13 protein-coding genes and 2 tRNA genes are annotated in these 16,576 nt (G+C 72.6%); 10 read left to right on the plus strand and 5 right to left on the minus strand.

The features are described 5' to 3' along the window. Positions 1-56: 56 nt before the first annotated feature. Positions 57-129 (plus strand) — tRNA-Ala (locus tag ACFVYR_RS15270). Between the two features lie 23 nt (positions 130-152). Here the strand turns inward: ACFVYR_RS15270 and ACFVYR_RS15275 are convergent. Continuing rightward, positions 153-1,088: a helix-turn-helix transcriptional regulator gene (locus ACFVYR_RS15275; protein WP_384260267.1), complete on the minus strand. Its 936-nt coding sequence runs from the start codon at positions 1,086-1,088 to the stop codon at positions 153-155. A gap of 111 nt (positions 1,089-1,199) precedes the next feature. Between ACFVYR_RS15275 and ACFVYR_RS15280 the strand changes: the two genes are divergently transcribed. From ACFVYR_RS15280 to ACFVYR_RS15290, 3 genes are all read left to right on the plus strand, one after another. Next, complete coding sequence (locus ACFVYR_RS15280; RefSeq protein ID WP_384260234.1) at positions 1,200-2,666, plus strand: MFS transporter; 1,467 nt, start codon at positions 1,200-1,202, stop codon at positions 2,664-2,666. 70 nt (positions 2,667-2,736) lie between these two features. Then, positions 2,737-2,919 (plus strand): hypothetical protein, encoded by a 183-nt coding sequence (locus ACFVYR_RS15285; protein ID WP_384260231.1) that lies wholly within the window; start codon positions 2,737-2,739, stop codon positions 2,917-2,919. 3 nt (positions 2,920-2,922) lie between these two features. Next, positions 2,923-3,156 carry a hypothetical protein gene (locus ACFVYR_RS15290; RefSeq protein ID WP_016643127.1) on the plus strand — a complete coding sequence of 78 codons (234 nt, stop codon included), beginning with the start codon at positions 2,923-2,925 and terminating at the stop codon, positions 3,154-3,156. On the opposite strand, the gene ACFVYR_RS15295 is transcribed toward ACFVYR_RS15290, so the two are convergent. Further along, positions 3,125-4,339: a glycosyltransferase 87 family protein gene (locus ACFVYR_RS15295; protein WP_384260265.1), complete on the minus strand. Its 1,215-nt coding sequence runs from the start codon at positions 4,337-4,339 to the stop codon at positions 3,125-3,127. The genes ACFVYR_RS15290 and ACFVYR_RS15295 overlap by 32 nt on opposite strands. Before the next feature lie 123 nt (positions 4,340-4,462). Here ACFVYR_RS15295 and ACFVYR_RS15300 point away from each other — a divergent pair. Continuing rightward, a tRNA-Ala gene (locus ACFVYR_RS15300) sits at positions 4,463-4,535 on the plus strand. Between the two features lie 99 nt (positions 4,536-4,634). On the opposite strand, the gene ACFVYR_RS15305 is transcribed toward ACFVYR_RS15300, so the two are convergent. Further along, a complete protein-coding gene (locus tag ACFVYR_RS15305) occupies positions 4,635-6,227 on the minus strand; it encodes a ferredoxin (RefSeq protein ID WP_384260229.1) in 1,593 nt (530 codons plus the stop codon). Next, positions 6,224-7,324 (minus strand): cytochrome b/b6 domain-containing protein, encoded by a 1,101-nt coding sequence (locus tag ACFVYR_RS15310; protein WP_384260226.1) that lies wholly within the window; start codon positions 7,322-7,324, stop codon positions 6,224-6,226. Before ACFVYR_RS15310 ends, ACFVYR_RS15305 begins: the two co-directional genes overlap by 4 nt. A gap of 397 nt (positions 7,325-7,721) precedes the next feature. On the opposite strand from ACFVYR_RS15310, the gene leuS reads away from it, so the two are divergent. From leuS to ACFVYR_RS15325, 3 genes are all read left to right on the plus strand, one after another. Next, positions 7,722-10,622 (plus strand): leucine--tRNA ligase, encoded by a 2,901-nt coding sequence (leuS, locus tag ACFVYR_RS15315; protein WP_384260224.1) that lies wholly within the window; start codon positions 7,722-7,724, stop codon positions 10,620-10,622. A gap of 117 nt (positions 10,623-10,739) precedes the next feature. After that, entirely contained in the window at positions 10,740-11,429 is a 690-nt protein-coding gene (locus ACFVYR_RS15320) for a hypothetical protein (protein WP_384260221.1), read from the plus strand. A gap of 111 nt (positions 11,430-11,540) precedes the next feature. Beyond that, positions 11,541-12,389: a DegV family protein gene (locus ACFVYR_RS15325; protein WP_384260219.1), complete on the plus strand. Its 849-nt coding sequence runs from the start codon at positions 11,541-11,543 to the stop codon at positions 12,387-12,389. Between the two features lie 294 nt (positions 12,390-12,683). Here ACFVYR_RS15325 and ACFVYR_RS15330 read toward each other — a convergent pair whose 3' ends face one another. Continuing rightward, positions 12,684-12,839 carry a hypothetical protein gene (locus ACFVYR_RS15330; protein ID WP_384260272.1) on the minus strand — a complete coding sequence of 52 codons (156 nt, stop codon included), beginning with the start codon at positions 12,837-12,839 and terminating at the stop codon, positions 12,684-12,686. Between the two features lie 33 nt (positions 12,840-12,872). On the opposite strand from ACFVYR_RS15330, the gene ACFVYR_RS15335 reads away from it, so the two are divergent. Both ACFVYR_RS15335 and ACFVYR_RS15340 read left to right on the plus strand, forming a co-directional pair. Continuing rightward, a complete protein-coding gene (locus tag ACFVYR_RS15335) occupies positions 12,873-13,844 on the plus strand; it encodes a helix-hairpin-helix domain-containing protein (RefSeq protein ID WP_384260263.1) in 972 nt (323 codons plus the stop codon). Then, positions 13,841-16,489: a ComEC/Rec2 family competence protein gene (locus tag ACFVYR_RS15340; protein ID WP_384260217.1), complete on the plus strand. Its 2,649-nt coding sequence runs from the start codon at positions 13,841-13,843 to the stop codon at positions 16,487-16,489. Before ACFVYR_RS15335 ends, ACFVYR_RS15340 begins: the two co-directional genes overlap by 4 nt. Positions 16,490-16,576 lie beyond the last annotated feature (87 nt).

A 16,576-nucleotide genomic window follows, 5' to 3' on the forward strand; every position in this document is an offset into this window, starting at 1 on the left:
CGGCTGGTCGCAGGCTAAAGTTCTTCTTGTTCGCCCGCCGAGCGGGAAGAACACCAGGGGCTATAGCTCAGTTGGTAGAGCGCCTGCATGGCATGCAGGAGGTCAGGAGTTCAATTCTCCTTAGCTCCACAGTCCCGGAAATCCCGTCCCCGTCAGGGGGCGGGATTTTCTTGTGTCCCCGAAGCCGCCGCTGCCGCCGCCACCGCCGTCGTTCTCAGCCGGTGCAGCCGCGCCGTGTGCCGTCTGCTCTCTTCGTCGTCCGGGGTGTAGACGACCATCCGGCATTCCGGCATCCCGTCGATACTCAGGGAGACGGATGTCATGCGCAGCTTACCTACCGCGCGGTGCCGGACGGTCTTCACGCGCGGTCCCGGAAGTATCACGTCGCCGCTGTTCCAGAGCTCCGCGAAGTACGGGCTCGCGGCGGACAGCCTGCGCAGAAAGCTCTCCCAGGCGGGCTCGCCCACATGCGGGCCGTAGGCGCTGCGCAGGGTGGCCACCATGACCGGCAGCTCCGAGTCGCGGAAGACCAGCGGGCACTCCTCGGCCGGCACGGTGAACAGCGCCCACAGCACGTTCGGGACGCCGGTGCCGGGGGCCTGGGGGAGGAGGAAGAGGGCGCGGTAGGCGGGGTTGGTGGCGAGGATGTCGTACCGCGCGTTGTAGACCACCGCGGGCTGGGGGTCCATGGCGTCGAGGATGCCCTGGATCTCCGCGTCCACCGCCTGCGCCGCGGCCTCGCGGCCCGGGGCGTACGGCACCTCGGCCAGGTGGTAGAGATGCTCGCGCTCCGGCTGGTCGAGGCGCAGGGTGCGCGCCACGGCGTCCAGGACCTGGGGCGAGGCGTTGATCGGGCGGCCCTGTTCGAGCCAGGTGTACCAGGTGACGCCGACCCCGGAGAGCTGGGCGACCTCCTCGCGGCGCAGCCCCGGCGTGCGGCGGCGCAGGCCCGGGGCCATCCCCACGTCGGCCGGTGTCACCCGGGCCCTGCGGCCGCGCAGGAAGGCGGCGAGCTCGGAGCGGCGCCGCCGGCCCGCGGCCGGGCGGCCCCGCGCGGGCGCTCCCGTATCCCCTGGTGCGCTCGTCATCGTGGTCACGTCCCCCATCGTCCCTGCCCGCCACGGTCGCTGACAGGTGCTGTCAGTACCAGCATCGGCGGGCTCTCGTCACCCGTACCGAACCGCCTCCACGCTCGTGGCATGACGACGACCTCCCCACCCGCACCCGCGGGCTCAACTCCCGTAACCAGTAAAGCGCCCGGCACTGACAACCGGCCCCGGCTGCTGCTCCCGACCGTGCTGGCCGCCCAGTTCATGGCGTTGCTCGACGTCTTCATCGTCAATGTCGCGGCGCCCACCATCCGCGGCGAACTGCACGCGTCCGGGGCGGAGTTGCAGCTGGTGGTGGCCGGATACACCATCACGTACGCCGTCCTCCTGATCACCGGCGCGCGGCTCGGCGACCGCGTCGGCCACCGCCGGGTCTACCTGGCGGGGCTCACGGTCTTCACGGCGGCCTCGCTCGCCTGCGGACTCGCCCGCAGCGCCGACGCGTTGATCGCCTTCCGGCTGCTGCAGGGCGCGGGCGCCGCGGTCCTCATCCCGCAGGTGCTCAGCCTGATCCAGCGGAACTTCGCGGGTGAGGCGCGGACGAAGGCGCTCGGCGCGTACGCGGCGGTCCTCGCGACCGGCGCCGCCGCGGGGCAGGTGCTCGGCGGGGTCCTCGTCAGCGCCGACCTGTTCGGCACCGGCTGGCGCCCGGTGTTCCTGGTCAACGTGCCGGTCGGGGCGGTCCTGCTCGCCGTGGCGGTGCGGGTGCTGCCGCGCGACGACCGCGGGGAGCGGGCGGCGGGCCGGGCACGCGGGCTCGACCTGCCCGGTCTTGTGCTGCTCGGCGCCGCCGTCTCGCTCTTCACGGTGCCACTGGTGCTCGGGCAGCAGAAGGGCTGGCCGCTGTGGTCCTGGCTCTCGATGACCGCCGCCGCGGTCTGCTTCGCGCTCTTCTGCGCGTACGAGTCCCGGCTCGCCCGGCGGGGTGGGGCGCCGCTGATCGCGCCCCGGATCCTGCGGACGCCGGGCGCGGGCCTCGCGGTCTTCCGGATCTGGGCCGTGATGGCCGTCAACGGAGGCTTCCTGTTCGTGCTCACCCTGCACGTCCAGGGCGGCCTCGGCCACAGCGCGCTGCGGGCCGGTCTCACCTTCGCGCCGACCGCCGCGGTCTTCGGCCTGGTCGGCCTGACCTGGCGGCGCTGGCCGCAGGCGGTCCAACGCGTGCTTATCCCCGGCGGTTTCGCGCTGACCGCGGTGTCGACGGCCGCCGTGGGGCTGCTGCTCAGGGACGGCGGTGACGGCGGACCCGGGCTCTACGCGGCTCTCGCCGGAGTGGGCGCGGGGCTCTCCCTCGGCTTCAGCCCGACCCTCACCCGCACGCTCGCCACGGTGCCCGCCGAGGACGCGGCGGACGCCAGCGGCCTGCTCGCGACGGTCACCCAGCTCGGCCAGCTGACCGGTGTCGCCTGCTTCGGCGCGCTTTTCCTGAACCGGTTTGAGTCGGCAGGTGCACCTGGGGCGTATACCTCGGGGAGCGCGCTCTTGGTGTGCGCCTACGCGCTGGCTGCCGTGGCCGCGCTCGGTGCCGTGTCCGGACTGGTACGAATGCGTCGCTGACCGGTCCGCTCGGAGCGTGGCAGAATCGGACGGCCGGAAGGGGACGCAGCCCGACGGGAGGGAGAGCGCGATGCCTGCGAGCATCCTCGGAGAGGCCGACCGCCTCTTCGAAGCGGCGGCCGTACGAGAGCGTGCCGCGCTCCGCACGCTCCTCAACTGCCCTTCCTGCGGCTCGACCAACGTTGCCCAAGTTCTGGGTGACAATGGCGGAGTCTCGTACGTGTGTACCGCCTGCGGCCACAGCTGGAGCTGATCGATGGGTGCACACAGGCGGAAATGCGACTGGTGCGGCAGTGGCACACCGATCGTCCGCGACATGGAACCGGTCAACCCGGACTATCAGTACTGGTGCGAGGAATGCGCACGGGCGCTGATCATAAAAGGCGATCCCATCGAGACGTACCGCGAACTCGAAGGGGAGCCGATCTACGGCCGGCTGCTTGACGAGCACTGCACGCTCAAGCGGTTCTACTCGTTCGCCACCGCGTGAGCGCCACCAGGAGGAACCCGAAAGCGGTCACTACGTAGAGGGCCGACAGCGTCATCTGGCCACAGTTCTGGGCGAGTTCGCGCCGCCCCGCTCCGTGCGGCACCCACCACAGGGCGTACGAGCAGAAGACCAGGCTCGCGGCCCCGGTGCCGGCCCACCGCGCCCGGCCGCCCCGGCGCATCGCCTCGGACCCCAGGAGCAGCACCATCGGCACGCACCACACCCAATGGTGCGACCACGACACCGGGCTCACCAGGAGCGCCGTAGCCGCGCAGGCGAGCGCGGCCCAGGCCCGTTCCCCGCGCAGCGCGGCGGCCACCGCGACCGCCAGACCGAGCACCCCGGTCACGGCCGCGGCGAGGGCCCAGCGCGCCCCGGGCTCCCCGGTGTGCAGCGACCGGGCGAGGACGCCGCGCAGCGACTGGTTCGCGGTGTCCTCGGCGAACCCGACCCGGCCGGCCTCGAAGACCATCCGGGTCCAGAAGCGCCGCGAGTCGTACGGCAGGACGGCGGCCGTCAGGAGCGTCGCGCCGGCGAACGAGACGACCGCCACGCAAGCGGCGCGCACCGCCGGCCGCCACGGTCCGCTCCGCAGGGCTTGGGCGGCGCCGGTGAGCAGCAGGAACGCGGCGAAGAGCGCGGGGGTGAGCTTGATCGCCGTCGCGATGCCGATGCCCGTGCCCGCCCAGCGGTGCCCGGGGTGCCGGGACAGGTCCCACAGGACGAGGACGGCGAGCAGCAGATTGATCTGCCCGTAGCGCAGCGTCGTCCAGACCGGCTCGCACCAGACGGCGAGGGCGGACACCCAGAGAGCACCCTCCACGCGCGCGCGGCGCTCGCCGTGGATCAGCCGCAGGGAGAGGTGCGCGAAGCCGACCAGGAGCAGCAGGTTGGCCAGGGTCGCGAGGGCGCGCAGGTCCGCCGTGGCGAGGAGCGTCAGCGGGGTGAACAGGAGCGCGGCGAACGGCGGGTAGGTGGTCGGCAGATGGGCCTCGGTGGTGCGCAGGGCGTAGAGGTCGCCGCCCGCGCGCACGGTCGCGCCCTCGGCCCGGTAGACCATCAGGTCGATCATCGAGACGTCGGCGGCGCGCTGCGCGAGCCAGAAGGCCGTGAAGGAGAGCAGGCAGGCCCCGGCGGCCAGCGGCACGCGGCGGCGGACGGCGGCGAGCGCGATCACGGTCACGGTCACGGTCACGAAGGCTGACAGTACCGGCCGTATCCACCCAGACCGGAAACGATTTGGTGGAGCACGGGTATGACCGTGTAATGTTGGCGGAGCCGCCGGGGGAACCGGGCGGACAGGCAAGGGGCTATAGCTCAGTTGGTAGAGCGCCTGCATGGCATGCAGGAGGTCAGGAGTTCAATTCTCCTTAGCTCCACAGGATATGAGCGGGCCACCCGGATCGGGTGGCCCGCTTTTTCGTCGTGATCCGGATCCGGCCGTCACCGTTCCGCCGTCACCGCCCTGCGCCGCGCCGTCACTGCCGTCCGCTGCCGAGCGCCCTGCGGCGCCGACCCGGCGGGAGCGCCGCGGGCAGCGCCGATCCGGCTCGCGGCGTGGTCTTCGCGGGCTCCTCGATGCGCAGCGCGAGTGCCGGGCAGCGGCGCACGGCGCGCGCGGCGCGCGCTTCGGAGTAGCGCGGTACGGACGCTTCCGCCACCGAAGGGAAGCCGTCCGGGCCCAACTGGATCAGTTCGGGGACGATGTCCGCGCACAGCCCGTGGCCCTGGCAGAGCGTCCAGTCGACGACCAGTGTGCGGCCGCTTGGCGCCTCGGCCGGGGGCACGTCCTCCTGGAGGGGCAGGAACCCCTCGACGGGACGGCCGCAGCCACTGCCCAGGACGTGCGCCGCGAGGTCGTCCGTGAACGTCGAGACCGTCGACTCCAGGAAGGCCGCCGAGCCGTCCGGGTGCTTGCACGCCCCGCGCCGCTTCACCGCCCGGGTCACCTCGCGCAGCGCTTCGAGAGCGGTCGGCCCGCCGCCCTGAAGGACGTCCGCGAGGCCACGGGCCGCCGCGGGGAGGCCGAGGTAGCAGGGGCCGCACTGCCCGGCGCTCTCGCCGGCCAGCCACTTCGCGACGCGCAGCGACTCACCGAGCGCACAGGTGCCCTCGCCGATCGGCAGGATCGCCCCGGCGCCGAGCGCGCCCCCGCAGGCGTCCAGGGACGCGCGTGAGACGACCGCGTCGTGTGCCGTGATGCCGTCGAGCCACTTGCCGTGATAGCCGCCCGTGAGCACCCCCTGGGGCAGCGCGGGGGCGCCGGCGAGCTGGAGGACGTAGCTCAGCGGCACTCCGGTGGGCACCTCGACGACCATCGGCCGGGCGACCGCTCCGGAGAGGGTCAGCAGGACGGTGCCGGGCTCGTCGCGCAGTCCGGTGCGGCAGTAGCGGTCGGCTCCGGTCCGGGCGGCGACGGCGAGCTGGGCGAAGGTCTCCGCGTTGGAGAGCAGGGTGGGGGCGCCGCCCACTCCGGAGTCGGACGTACGCGCCTTCCGTCCCGGGGGCAGCGGCGGGCCGCCGTCCGCCGAGCGGACCAGGGCGGAGGACTCCCCGGTGACCATGCGCACCGGATTGCGCTGCACGCGCGCGCGAAGGGCCGGTCCGCGCCGGTCGCCGAGGCCCCGCTCGGCCAGGGCGGTGCGCATCGAGGCCTCGGTGGAGTCGCGCGTCACGCCGATGACGAGGGTGCGCGCCCCCAGGGCCTCGGCGGCGAGCAGGGCGCCGTCCAGGATGAGGTGCGGGGCGCGGTTGAGCAGGACGGTGTCCTTGCGGCAGGCGGGCTCGTCCTCGCTGCCGTTGACGACGACCACGGGGCGTACGCCGCGACGTATCGCCGCGTCGGCGACGGCCCGCAGCTTCTGGGCGAACGGGAAGCCCGCGCCGCCCCGGCCGCGCAGCGCGATGTGCTCGGCGAGCCGGGCGAGCGGTTCGCCCACCATGGGCTCCAGGGGACCGTGCACCTTCAGGTGCATGGCCAGGTCCAGGCGTTCGACGAGGTCGAAGCCCGAGGTGAGCAGGGGCAGGCCGACGACGCGGACCTCGGGGACGTCGGGCAGCGGCGCGTTCACGGATGGCCTCCGGTGGCGGCGTTCCAGGGCTCGCCCGAGCTGGGGGCCCGAAAGGGCCGGGGCAGCGGCTCGGTGGCGGGGCCACTGTCGTACGCGGGGTCGAGGGGGGCGTCGTACGAAGGGTCGTGGACGGGCTGGGGGATCGTGCCGTAGGTGGGCTGAGGTGCGATGTAGGGGGACTCGGTGGGCGGCGGCGGGCAGGGGGCGGGCCAGCGGGTGTCGGGTGCGGTGCGGGGGGCTGGGACGGCGGCGTGCGGGGCCGGGGCGTCGGGGGCCAGCGCGTGGTAGGCCGCCGAGATGCCGATCGCCGGGTCCGGTGCGGAGGCGGTGTCCCGCGCGGGAGGCTCTTCGCGGGGCGGGACGGGGGGTTCCGGTTCGAGCAGGGCCAGGATGCGGGCGGCGACCTTCCGCTTGACCGGGAGCGGCGCCGTGCGCAGCGCCAGGGCTCCGGCGACCGCGACCAGGCACAGGCAGTACAGGGCGACCACCCACGGCTTCGGCTCGCGGCCCGCGTACAGGCCGTGGACGAGCGCCGAGCACCAGGCCGGGTAGGCCAGCATGTGCAGCGCGCGCCACCGTGACGCGATGCGCGCGGGGGAGGCGAAGGCGCTGCGCAGGGCGCCGGTGACGCCGGTGGCGATCATGAGCAGGCCCGCGAGGGAGCCGAGCCCGATGAGCCCGGCGCTGCCGGTGACGCCGAGTCCGAACGGCATGACCGCGCCGAACAGTGACACGTGGTCCAGGGCGACCTTGACGGTGCCGTGCAGCAGCAGGAAGCCGATCGCGGAGACCGAGGTGGCCCGGTGCACGGCTTGGGCGAGCAGGCGCTGGCGCGAGCGCAGGAACAGGCGGTCCGTGGCGACCAGGCCCCAGACGACGGCGGCGGTGAGCGAGACCAGGGACAGCACACCGGCGGTGAAGTCGAGGGCGGCCCGTAATCCGTCGCTGCCCGCGAAGACGAGGACGGGTATCAGGAACAGCGCTCCGGCGCTCAGCGCCCGCGAAGGCGGAACGGATCCGAGGGAAGAACGCGAAATCGAACGTGGAGACGGTCGGGGCTGGGAACGGCTCTTGCGGTGCGGGTGCAGAGGGTTCATGGGGCGACTCCGAAATGGTTCGGTCCCGCCGCATGCTAAGTCGCTCCATACCGGTGGGTACGAGGTTTGAGTTATTGCGTTGTTATCAAAGCGCGACACGATCTTGGTGTTGCCCCGATAATGGGCGGTACGCGGAGTAACCCTTGGCCAAGGGCTGGGGTCGCCGCGTGTTCCTGGTGGCGCCCGGGAAGGCCGTCGCGGGCCGCACGGGCGCTGCGGTACCCTGACGCCATGCGTGCCGTACGCCTTCTGCTTAGCGGGCCGCGCTGATCAGTCCCCACCGCCGGTGAATAGCGGTGGGAATCGGCGCGGCGTCCCCTCCTGTGCGAGGGGCATTTTTGTTTGACCCGCCCGGTCAATTCCGCAGGCAGAGACGATCGATGGAGCTTTGAGGATCATGAGCGAGACGAATTCTGCTGCCGCCTCCGAGGTGGCCGCGCCGCACCGCTATACGGCCGCTCTGGCCGCTGAGATCGAGGCACGCTGGCAGGACTTCTGGGACGCCGAAGGCACCTACGAGGCGCCGAACCCGAGCGGCGACATGGCCGCGCGGAACGAGGCGGAGGCCGCACTGGTGGCCAAGCCCAAGAAGTTCATCATGGACATGTTCCCGTACCCCTCCGGAGCGGGCCTGCACGTCGGCCACCCCCTGGGCTACATCGCCACGGACGTCTTCGCGCGCTTCCAGCGCATGACCGGGCACAACGTCCTGCACACCCTGGGCTTCGACGCCTTCGGCCTGCCCGCCGAGCAGTACGCCGTCCAGACGGGCACCCACCCGCGGGTCTCCACCGAGGCCAACATCGCGAACATGAAGGCCCAGCTGCGCGCGCTGGGCCTGGGGCACGACAAGCGGCGTTCGTTCGCGTCGATCGACCCCGAGTACTACAAGTGGACCCAGTGGATCTTCGTCCAGATCTTCAACTCCTGGTACGACGCCGACGCGGGCAAGGCCCGTCCGATCGCCGACCTGGTCGCGCAGTTCGAGAGCGGTGACCGCGCCGTACCGGGCGCCACGCGCGCGTGGAGCGAGCTGGACGCCGCGGAGCGCGCCGAGGTCCTGAGCGGATACCGCCTGGCCTACGCCTCCGACGCGCCCGTCAACTGGTGCCCCGGCCTGGGCACCGTCCTGGCCAACGAGGAGGTCACCGCCGACGGCCGCTCCGAGCGCGGCAACTTCCCCGTCTTCAAGGCCAAGCTGCGCCAGTGGAACATGCGCATCACCGCCTACGCCGACCGGCTGCTGGACGACCTGGACGCGCTGGACTGGCCCGACGCCATCAAGCTGCAGCAGCGCAACTGGATCGGCCGCTCCGAAGGCGCCCGCGTGGACTTCCCCGTGGGCATCGAGGGCGACCGGATCACCGTCTTCACCACCCGTCAGGACACCCTGTTCGGCGCGACCTACATGGTCCTGGCGCCCGAGCACGACCTGGTCGACAAGGTCGTCCCGGCCGCCTGGCCCGAGGGCACCCACGAGGTGTGGACCGGCGGGCACGCCACGCCGGCCGAGGCCGTCGCCAAGTACCGCGCCTTCGCCGCGGCCAAGTCCGACGTGGAGCGCCAGGCCGACGCCAAGGAGAAGACCGGCGTCTTCACCGGCGTCTACGCCACCAACCCGGTCAGCGGCGAGCAGGTCCCCGTCTTCATCGCCGACTACGTCCTGATGGGCTACGGCACCGGCGCGATCATGGCCGTCCCCGCGCACGACAGCCGCGACTTCGCCTTCGCGCGCGCCTTCCACCTGCCGATGCGCTGCGTGGTGGAGCCGTCGGACGACCGCGGGACCGACCCCAGGACGTGGGACGACGCCTTCTCCTCGTACGAGGCGAAGCTGATCAACTCGTCCAACCAGGAGATCTCGCTGGACGGCATGGATGTCGAGGGTGCCAAGGCCCGCATCACCGGCTGGCTGGCCACCCGCGGCATCGGCGAGGGCACCGTCAACTTCCGCCTGCGCGACTGGCTGTTCAGCCGCCAGCGCTACTGGGGCGAGCCCTTCCCGATCGTCTACGACGAGGACGGCGTCGCCCACGCGCTGCCCGAGTCGATGCTGCCCCTGGAGCTGCCGGAGGTCGACGACTACTCCCCGCGCACCTTCGACCCGGACGACGCGGACACCTCTCCGGAGACGCCGCTGTCCCGCAACGAGGACTGGGTCAACGTCACCCTGGACCTGGGCGAAGGACCCAAGCAGTACCGCCGCGAGACCAACACCATGCCCAACTGGGCCGGTTCCTGCTGGTACGAGCTGCGCTACCTGGACCCGCGCAACGACCAGCGGCTGGTCGACCCGGCCGTCGAGCAGTACTGGATGGGCCCCCGCGAGGGACAGCCGACCGGCGGCGTCGACCTGTACGTGGGCGGCGCCGAGCACGCGGTGCTGCACCTGCTGTACGCGCGCTTCTGGTCGAAGGTCCTGTTCGACCTGGGGCACATCTCGTCGGCCGAGCCGTTCCACAAGCTGTACAACCAGGGCATGATCCAGGCGTACGTCTACCGGGACAGCCGCGGCTTCCCGGTGCCCGCCACCGAGGTGGAGGAGCGCGACGGCAAGTTCTACTTCGAGGGCGAGCCGGTCAAGCGCGAGCTGGGCAAGATGGGCAAGTCCCTGAAGAACGCTGTCACGCCGGACGAGATCTGCGACGAGTACGGCGCGGACACCCTGCGCCTGTACGAGATGGCGATGGGCCCTCTGGATGTCTCCCGCCCCTGGGACACGCGCGCGGTGGTCGGCCAGTACCGGCTGCTGCAGCGGCTGTGGCGCCTGATCGTCGACGAGTCGACCGGTGAGGTCACCGTCGCGGACGTCGCCGACGCCGACATCGACGAGGCGACCCTGCGCGCCCTGCACAAGGCGATCGACGGCGTCCGCCAGGACCTGGACGGCATGCGGTTCAACACCGCCATCGCCAAGATCACCGAGCTGAACAACCACCTGACGAAGGTGGGCGGCACGGTGCCGAGGTCGGTCGCGGAAACCCTGGTCCTGCTGATCGCGCCGCTGGCCCCGCACATCGCCGAGGAGCTGTGGCGCAAGCTGGGCCACACCGACTCGGTCGTCCACCGGGACTTCCCGGTCGCCGACCCGGCCTACGTCGTGGACGAGTCCGTGACCTGCGTCGTGCAGATCAAGGGCAAGGTCAAGGCGCGCCTGGAGGTCTCGCCCTCGATCTCCGACGCCGAGCTGGAGAAGGTGGCCCTGGCCGACGAGAAGGTCGTCGCCGCGCTGGACGGCGCCGGGATCCGCAAGGTGATCGTGCGGGCGCCGAAGCTGGTGAACATCGTCCCGGCATAGCCGCATCGGGGTCTTCCCCTACGGGCAGGTTGGGGGTTCTGCTGGAACCCCCAACCTGCCTTCTCCGTTTACGGTGGAAGGAGTCGCTGGAGCGGACGGGATACGGAGAGGAGCGTCATGGGAGCCCTGGGCGCAATCGTGGCGCTGCTGGTCGTGCTGTTCTTTGTACTTGGTGTGTACGCGACGGTGAAGGTGGTCCGGGCCGCCAAGCGGGGCGTGGACCGCACCATCCAGGAGGCCCGCCGGACGGTGGAGGACACCACGCTCCGGGCCAAGAGCTTCGCGCAGGTCGGCACGGCCGCCGAATTGGCCCAGCTGCGGCTCTCGTTGCGTGCGTCCATGCGCTCCACGCAGGACGTCCTGCACGCGGGCGCGGCCGACGACGCCTCACTGAAGGAGACCCTCGGCCTCTTCGACCGGCTCAGCGCCCATGGGCACGAGCTGGACGACGAGCTACGGCGTCTGGAGCGCGACCCGGACAAGGCCGCTCTGGCCGAGCGCCTTCCCGAACTGCGGGAGCGCACGGCGCAGATCACCAAGGCGGCGGACTCGCTGCGCTGGTCGGCACGGGACCGGGCCCGCCGCTTCGCGGGCGACGATCTGGACTCGCTGAGCACGCAGATCGACATGGAGGCCGGCGCACTGCGGCACTGGACGAAGGAGCCGGTCCCCGAGCAGACCTGGCCCGAGCCGTCCGAGGCCGACCGGAAGGCGGCCCACGAGCCGACGCCGCCCGCGATCACGCCGCCCCTCGCGAGGACCACGTATCCGTGGGAGAAGAAGACCAAGCCCGAAAGCACGACCTGATTCGCCCGGTGAGAACGGGGAACTCCACCGGAATAGACGGGGAACTTCCCGGAACAGGGCGACCAGGGGCCGGGCTGCCGCCCGGCGGAACAGACAGGTAATCTCCAGCTCATGTCCCGCCATGTCGCGATCGTCACGGATTCAACGGCCTACCTGCCGCAGCGGACGATGGAGCGGCACGGCATCACCGCGGTGCCTCTGACCGTGGTCCTCGGGGACCGGGCGCTGGAGGAGGGCACCGAGATCTCGGCCCGGTCCCTCGCCCAGGCGCTGCAGAAGCGGAAGTCGGTGACCACGTCCCGGCCCAGCCCCGAGGTCTTCGCGCAGGCGTACCGGAAGGCCGCCGAGGCGGGCGCCACGGACATCGTCTCGCTGCATCTGTCCGCGGAGTTCTCCGGCACGTACGACGCCGCGGTGGTCGCCGCGAAGGAGGCGCCGGTGCCGGTACGGGTGGTGGACACCGGCATGGTCGCGATGGCCCTCGGCTTCTGCGCCCTCGAAGCGGCTCAGGCCGCGGAGGCGGGCGCTTCGGTGGACGAGGCGGTGACGGCCGCGGAGAAGCGGGCCGCCGACACCTCCGCGTATTTCTACGTCGACACCCTCGACTATCTGCGCAGGGGCGGCCGCATCGGTGCCGCGCAGGCCCTGCTGGGCTCGGCGCTGGCCGTGAAGCCGCTGCTCAAGCTGGACGGTGGCCGCATCGACATGCTGGAGAAGGTGCGGACGGCCTCGAAGGCGATCGCCCGCCTCGAGGAGATCGTGGTCGAGCGGGCCGGCGCAGGCCAGGTCGACATCGCGGTGCACCATCTGGCGGCGCCGGAGCGTGCGTCGGTGCTCGCCGAGCGCCTCAGGGAACGGGTGCCGGGTCTCATGGAGCTGCACGTCAGCGAGGTCGGCGCGGTGATCGGTGCGCACACGGGGCCGGGGCTGCTGGGGGTTGTGGTCTCACCGCGGCGGTGAGGTGTGGCGTCCCCCGTACGGGTGACGGAGTTTTCCACAACTGCCGGGTAATCCACGGGAATTGAGCAAGATCAACAACTTTTCCCGGCGGTGCCTAACGTCGTCGGCATGGCGATTCGATCACTTTCCAGGACTTCTTCCGCAACGAGCGGACCCGGCCGCGGCCCCGCGTCCGACGGTCGCGCGAACCACCGTCACGACCGCGGGCGGGCCAGGCGCAGAAGCGCGTCGGAGGAGGCGGTGCGGCTGCGGGCGGAGAGGCTCTTCGTCGAGCCGGTGTCTCAGCCGCCGCCGTCAGGGGCGGGGGCGCAGTCTCGGGCGCAGGCGCAGGCGCAGGCGCAGGTGCAGGCCCAGGCGCAGCGACCGCCGAAGTCGCAGTCTTGGTCTCAGCCGCAGCCGCATCCGCATCCACATCCACATCCACATCCGCATCCACAGTCGCAGCCGCATCCACAGCCGCAGTCATCCCGGCGTTCGCCGAGGCTGGATGTGGCGGCTGCCGATGCGGGGTTGGTGGGGGAGGCCTCGGCTGCTGGCGCTTCCGGGCCGCGCGGGTCCGTGCCCGGGTGGGCGCGGGAGGATGAGGTGGAGGAGGCCGCCGGGCCCGCTGGCCCCGACGTCTCCGACGCACGGCTGGGGGCGCCGCCGGGACCGTCCGCCTGGCGGGAGCGGATCGGACTGGCCGTGCGGGAACGGCTGCCGGTGTGGTTGCAGTCGCGGTGCGGTCTCGAACGGCGCGGCGTCGCCGCGCTCGCCGTGGTCCTCCTGATCGCCGGGGCCTTCGCCGCTCAGTACTTCTGGGCCGGGCGGACGCACTCGGTACGACCGCCCGACGTGGTGGGCGAGACGGGGGCCGACCAGCGGGGTGCGGAGCCGGTTCCGTCGCCGGGGGTGCCGGCGCAGGCGGGGAAGACGTCGGCGGGCGGCCCTGGTGGCCCGGGCGGTGCTGTGGTCGGCGGTGTGGCGGGCGCCAGGATCGTCGTGGACGTCAGCGGAAAGGTCCGCCATCCGGGGGTGCGGCGGCTGCCCGCCGGGTCCCGGGTGGCGGACGCCCTGCGAGCCGCAGGCGGGGTCAGGCCCGGCACGAAGACGGACGGCCTCAACCGAGCACGGTTCCTCGTGGACGGCGAGCAGGTGGTCGTGGGCGCCCCTGCGACGGCGGCCGGAGGCGGTGCCGGGGCGAGTGCCGGTTCAGTAGGTCAGGCGGGAGGTGCAGGAGGCACAGGAAGCACAGGAGGCATGGGTGGAACGGCCTCCGCTACCGGTCCGGTCGGATTGAACACGGCCACGGCCGAGCAGCTCGACGAACTGCCCGGCGTCGGCCCCGTGTTGGCGCAGCACATCCTCGACTACCGCGCCGAGCACGGCGGTTTCCGCTCGGTCGAAGAGCTCCGTGAGGTCAACGGCATCGGTGACCGGCGCTTCGCCGACCTCCAAGATCTCGTACGGCCATGACGCGCGCGGCGGTTCACGTCGCGTCGGGTCACCGTCTCGGTGCCTCGCACCCTCGGCAGGAGGGCCCGGCCGACCTCCGGTTGGTGCCGCCCGCCCTGGCGGCATGGGCGACGGCCGCGTTGATGGTGGATGCTCCGGCCCGGTGGGCGGTCATCACGGTGGTGGGTTGCGTCCTGGTGGCCGGAGCGCTGCTGGTGACATGGACGACCCGGGACCGCCGGGCGCGGGGGCCCGGGCGGCGCGGGGCCCTGGCGGGGCAGCGGGGTTGGGGGCGGCTTTCGGTGGCCGCGGTCCTGCTCTGCGTCGCCGGGGCGGCGGCTTCCGCGGCTCTGCACGGCGCGGATCTGCGCCGGGGGCCGATTCCGGGTTTGGCGAGCGCATACGCGCAGGTGGAGGTCGAGCTGGAGGTCACGTCCGACCCTCACCGCACCCGGCCCCGCGTCGCGAGCGCGCACATGATGCCGCCCGCCGTAGTCCTCGACGCGGAGGTCGTCCGCGTCAGGGGGACCGACGGCACGTCGACCGGGACGCGCACCCCGGTCCTGGTCGTCGTGCGAACGGAGGCACCGGACTCCGCGAAGGGTTCGCAACCCGTCGGCGCGTGGCTCGGGCTGTTGCCGTCGACCCGGCTGCGGGTGCATGGGCGCCTGGCTCCGCCGTTGCCGGAGGGGGACAAGGTCGCGGCGGTGCTACGGGTGTCCGGGGAGCGTGCCCCGCACGTGGTCGGGGCACCGTCCGCGAAGCAACGGCTGGCCGGGAAGCTGCGGGGCGGCCTGCGCGAGGCCACGGAGGGATTGGGCGCGGACGCCAGAGCGCTGATTCCTGGGCTTGTCATCGGGGACACCTCCCGTGTGCCGGCCGAGCTGGACCAGGCCTTCCGGTCGACCGATCTCACGCATCTGCTCGCCGTGAGCGGTGCGAACCTCACGCTGGTGCTCGTCCTGCTCATCGGCCCCCAGGGCACCGCTCAACGGGTCGAACGGCGTGGGCTCGCGCCCAGATTGGGCATCCCGCTGCGCGCGACGGCGTTGCTCGGCGGGGCGCTCACGCTCGGGTTCGTCCTCGTCTGCCGGCCCGACCCTAGTGTGCTGCGCGCCGCTGCCTGCGGGTTGATCGTGCTCCTCGCCCTCGCCACCGGCCGACGCAGGTCCCTCATCCCGGCGCTGGCGACGGCGGTCCTGCTGCTCGTCCTTTACGACCCGTGGCTGGCCCGGAGCTATGGATTCCTGCTCTCCGTCCTCGCCACCGGAGCGCTGCTCACTCTCGCGCCTCGCTGGGGTGCCGCGCTGCGGAGCCGGGGTGTGCCGCCGCGGTTCGCCGACGCGCTGGCCGCCGCGGCCGCGGCTCAGGCGGTGTGTGCGCCCGTTGTCGTCGTCCTGGCGGCCCGGGTGAGTCTGGTGGCGGTGCCGTGCAATCTCCTCGCCGAGTTCGCCGTCGCGCCCGCCACGGTGCTCGGCTTCGCGGCGCTGGCGGTGGCGCCGGTCGCGATGCCCGTGGCCGAAGGGCTGGCCTGGGGCGCGAGTTGGCCCACCGGATGGATCGCGGGGATCGCCCGTACGGGGGCGGGGCTGCCCGGAAGCGGGATGGACTGGCCGGGCGGCTGGCGCGGCGGTGCCCTGCTCGCGCTCGCCACGGTGGTCCTCGTCGTGGTGGGCCGCAGGCTTCTGCGGCATCCGTGGCTCATCGCTGCCTGCGCCATTCTGCTCTTCCTGGTGGTCGTCCAGCCCCCGCCCGTCACCCGGGTGATCGCGGGCTGGCCGCCGCCGGGGTGGCGCCTTGTGATGTGCGATGTCGGGCAGGGGGACGCCATGGTGCTGTCCGCGGGCGACGGGGCGGGGGTGGTGGTCGACGCGGGGCCCGACCCGGTGGCGGCCGACCGCTGCTTGCGTTCGCTCGGGATCACGCGTGTGCCGCTCATCCTGCTCACCCACTTCCATGCCGATCATGTCGCGGGGCTGCCGGGGGTGCTGCGGGGGCGGAAGGTTGGGGCGATCCAGACGACGGGGTTCCGAGAGCCGCCGGAGCAGGCCGAGTTCGTACGGGAGCAGGCGGCGTCCGCGCGCATTCCGGTGATCCCGGCCGTGGCGGGGGAGCGGCGCCGGACTGGTCCGCTGGACTGGCAGGTGCTCTGGCCGCCGGGGCCGTCGGGGCCGGGGCCGTCAGGGCCGTCAGGGTCGACGGGGCCGCCGGGAACGGAGGGGGCAACCGGATCCTCAGGGTCCGCAGGAACATCAGCCGTACCGGCGGTGCCGCGGCCCGACGGGCCGAACGACGCGAGTGTCACGTGGCTCGTACGGACGGGCGGACTGACTCTGTTGCTCCTCGGGGACCTCGAACCGCCCGCCCAGCGGGCCCTGCTCCGCACCCCGGCCGGCGCCGCCCTCGCCTCCGTGGACGTACTCAAGGTCGCCCATCATGGCTCGGCCCATCAGGACCCGGAGCTTCTGCGCAGGGCGGCGCCGAGGCTGGCGCTCGTGTCCTGTGGTGCCGACAACTCATATGGTCACCCTTCGCCCGTCACGCTCGCGGCGCTGCGGGCGGGAGGAGCGGAGGTGCTGCGCACGGACACGGACGGGGCGATCGCGGTGGTGGCGACAGGGGGAGGGCACAAGCCACGGCTCGAAGTGGCCACCCGACCGCCTTAGCGCACCACCCCACCGCGCGCACCACCCCACCGCGCGCACCGCCCCACCGCGCGCGCCGCCCCACCGCGCGCGCCGCCCCACCGCGCG

The organism is Streptomyces sp. NPDC058284 (genome assembly GCF_042881135.1).
In the GTDB taxonomy this organism is placed as follows: domain Bacteria; phylum Actinomycetota; class Actinomycetes; order Streptomycetales; family Streptomycetaceae; genus Streptomyces.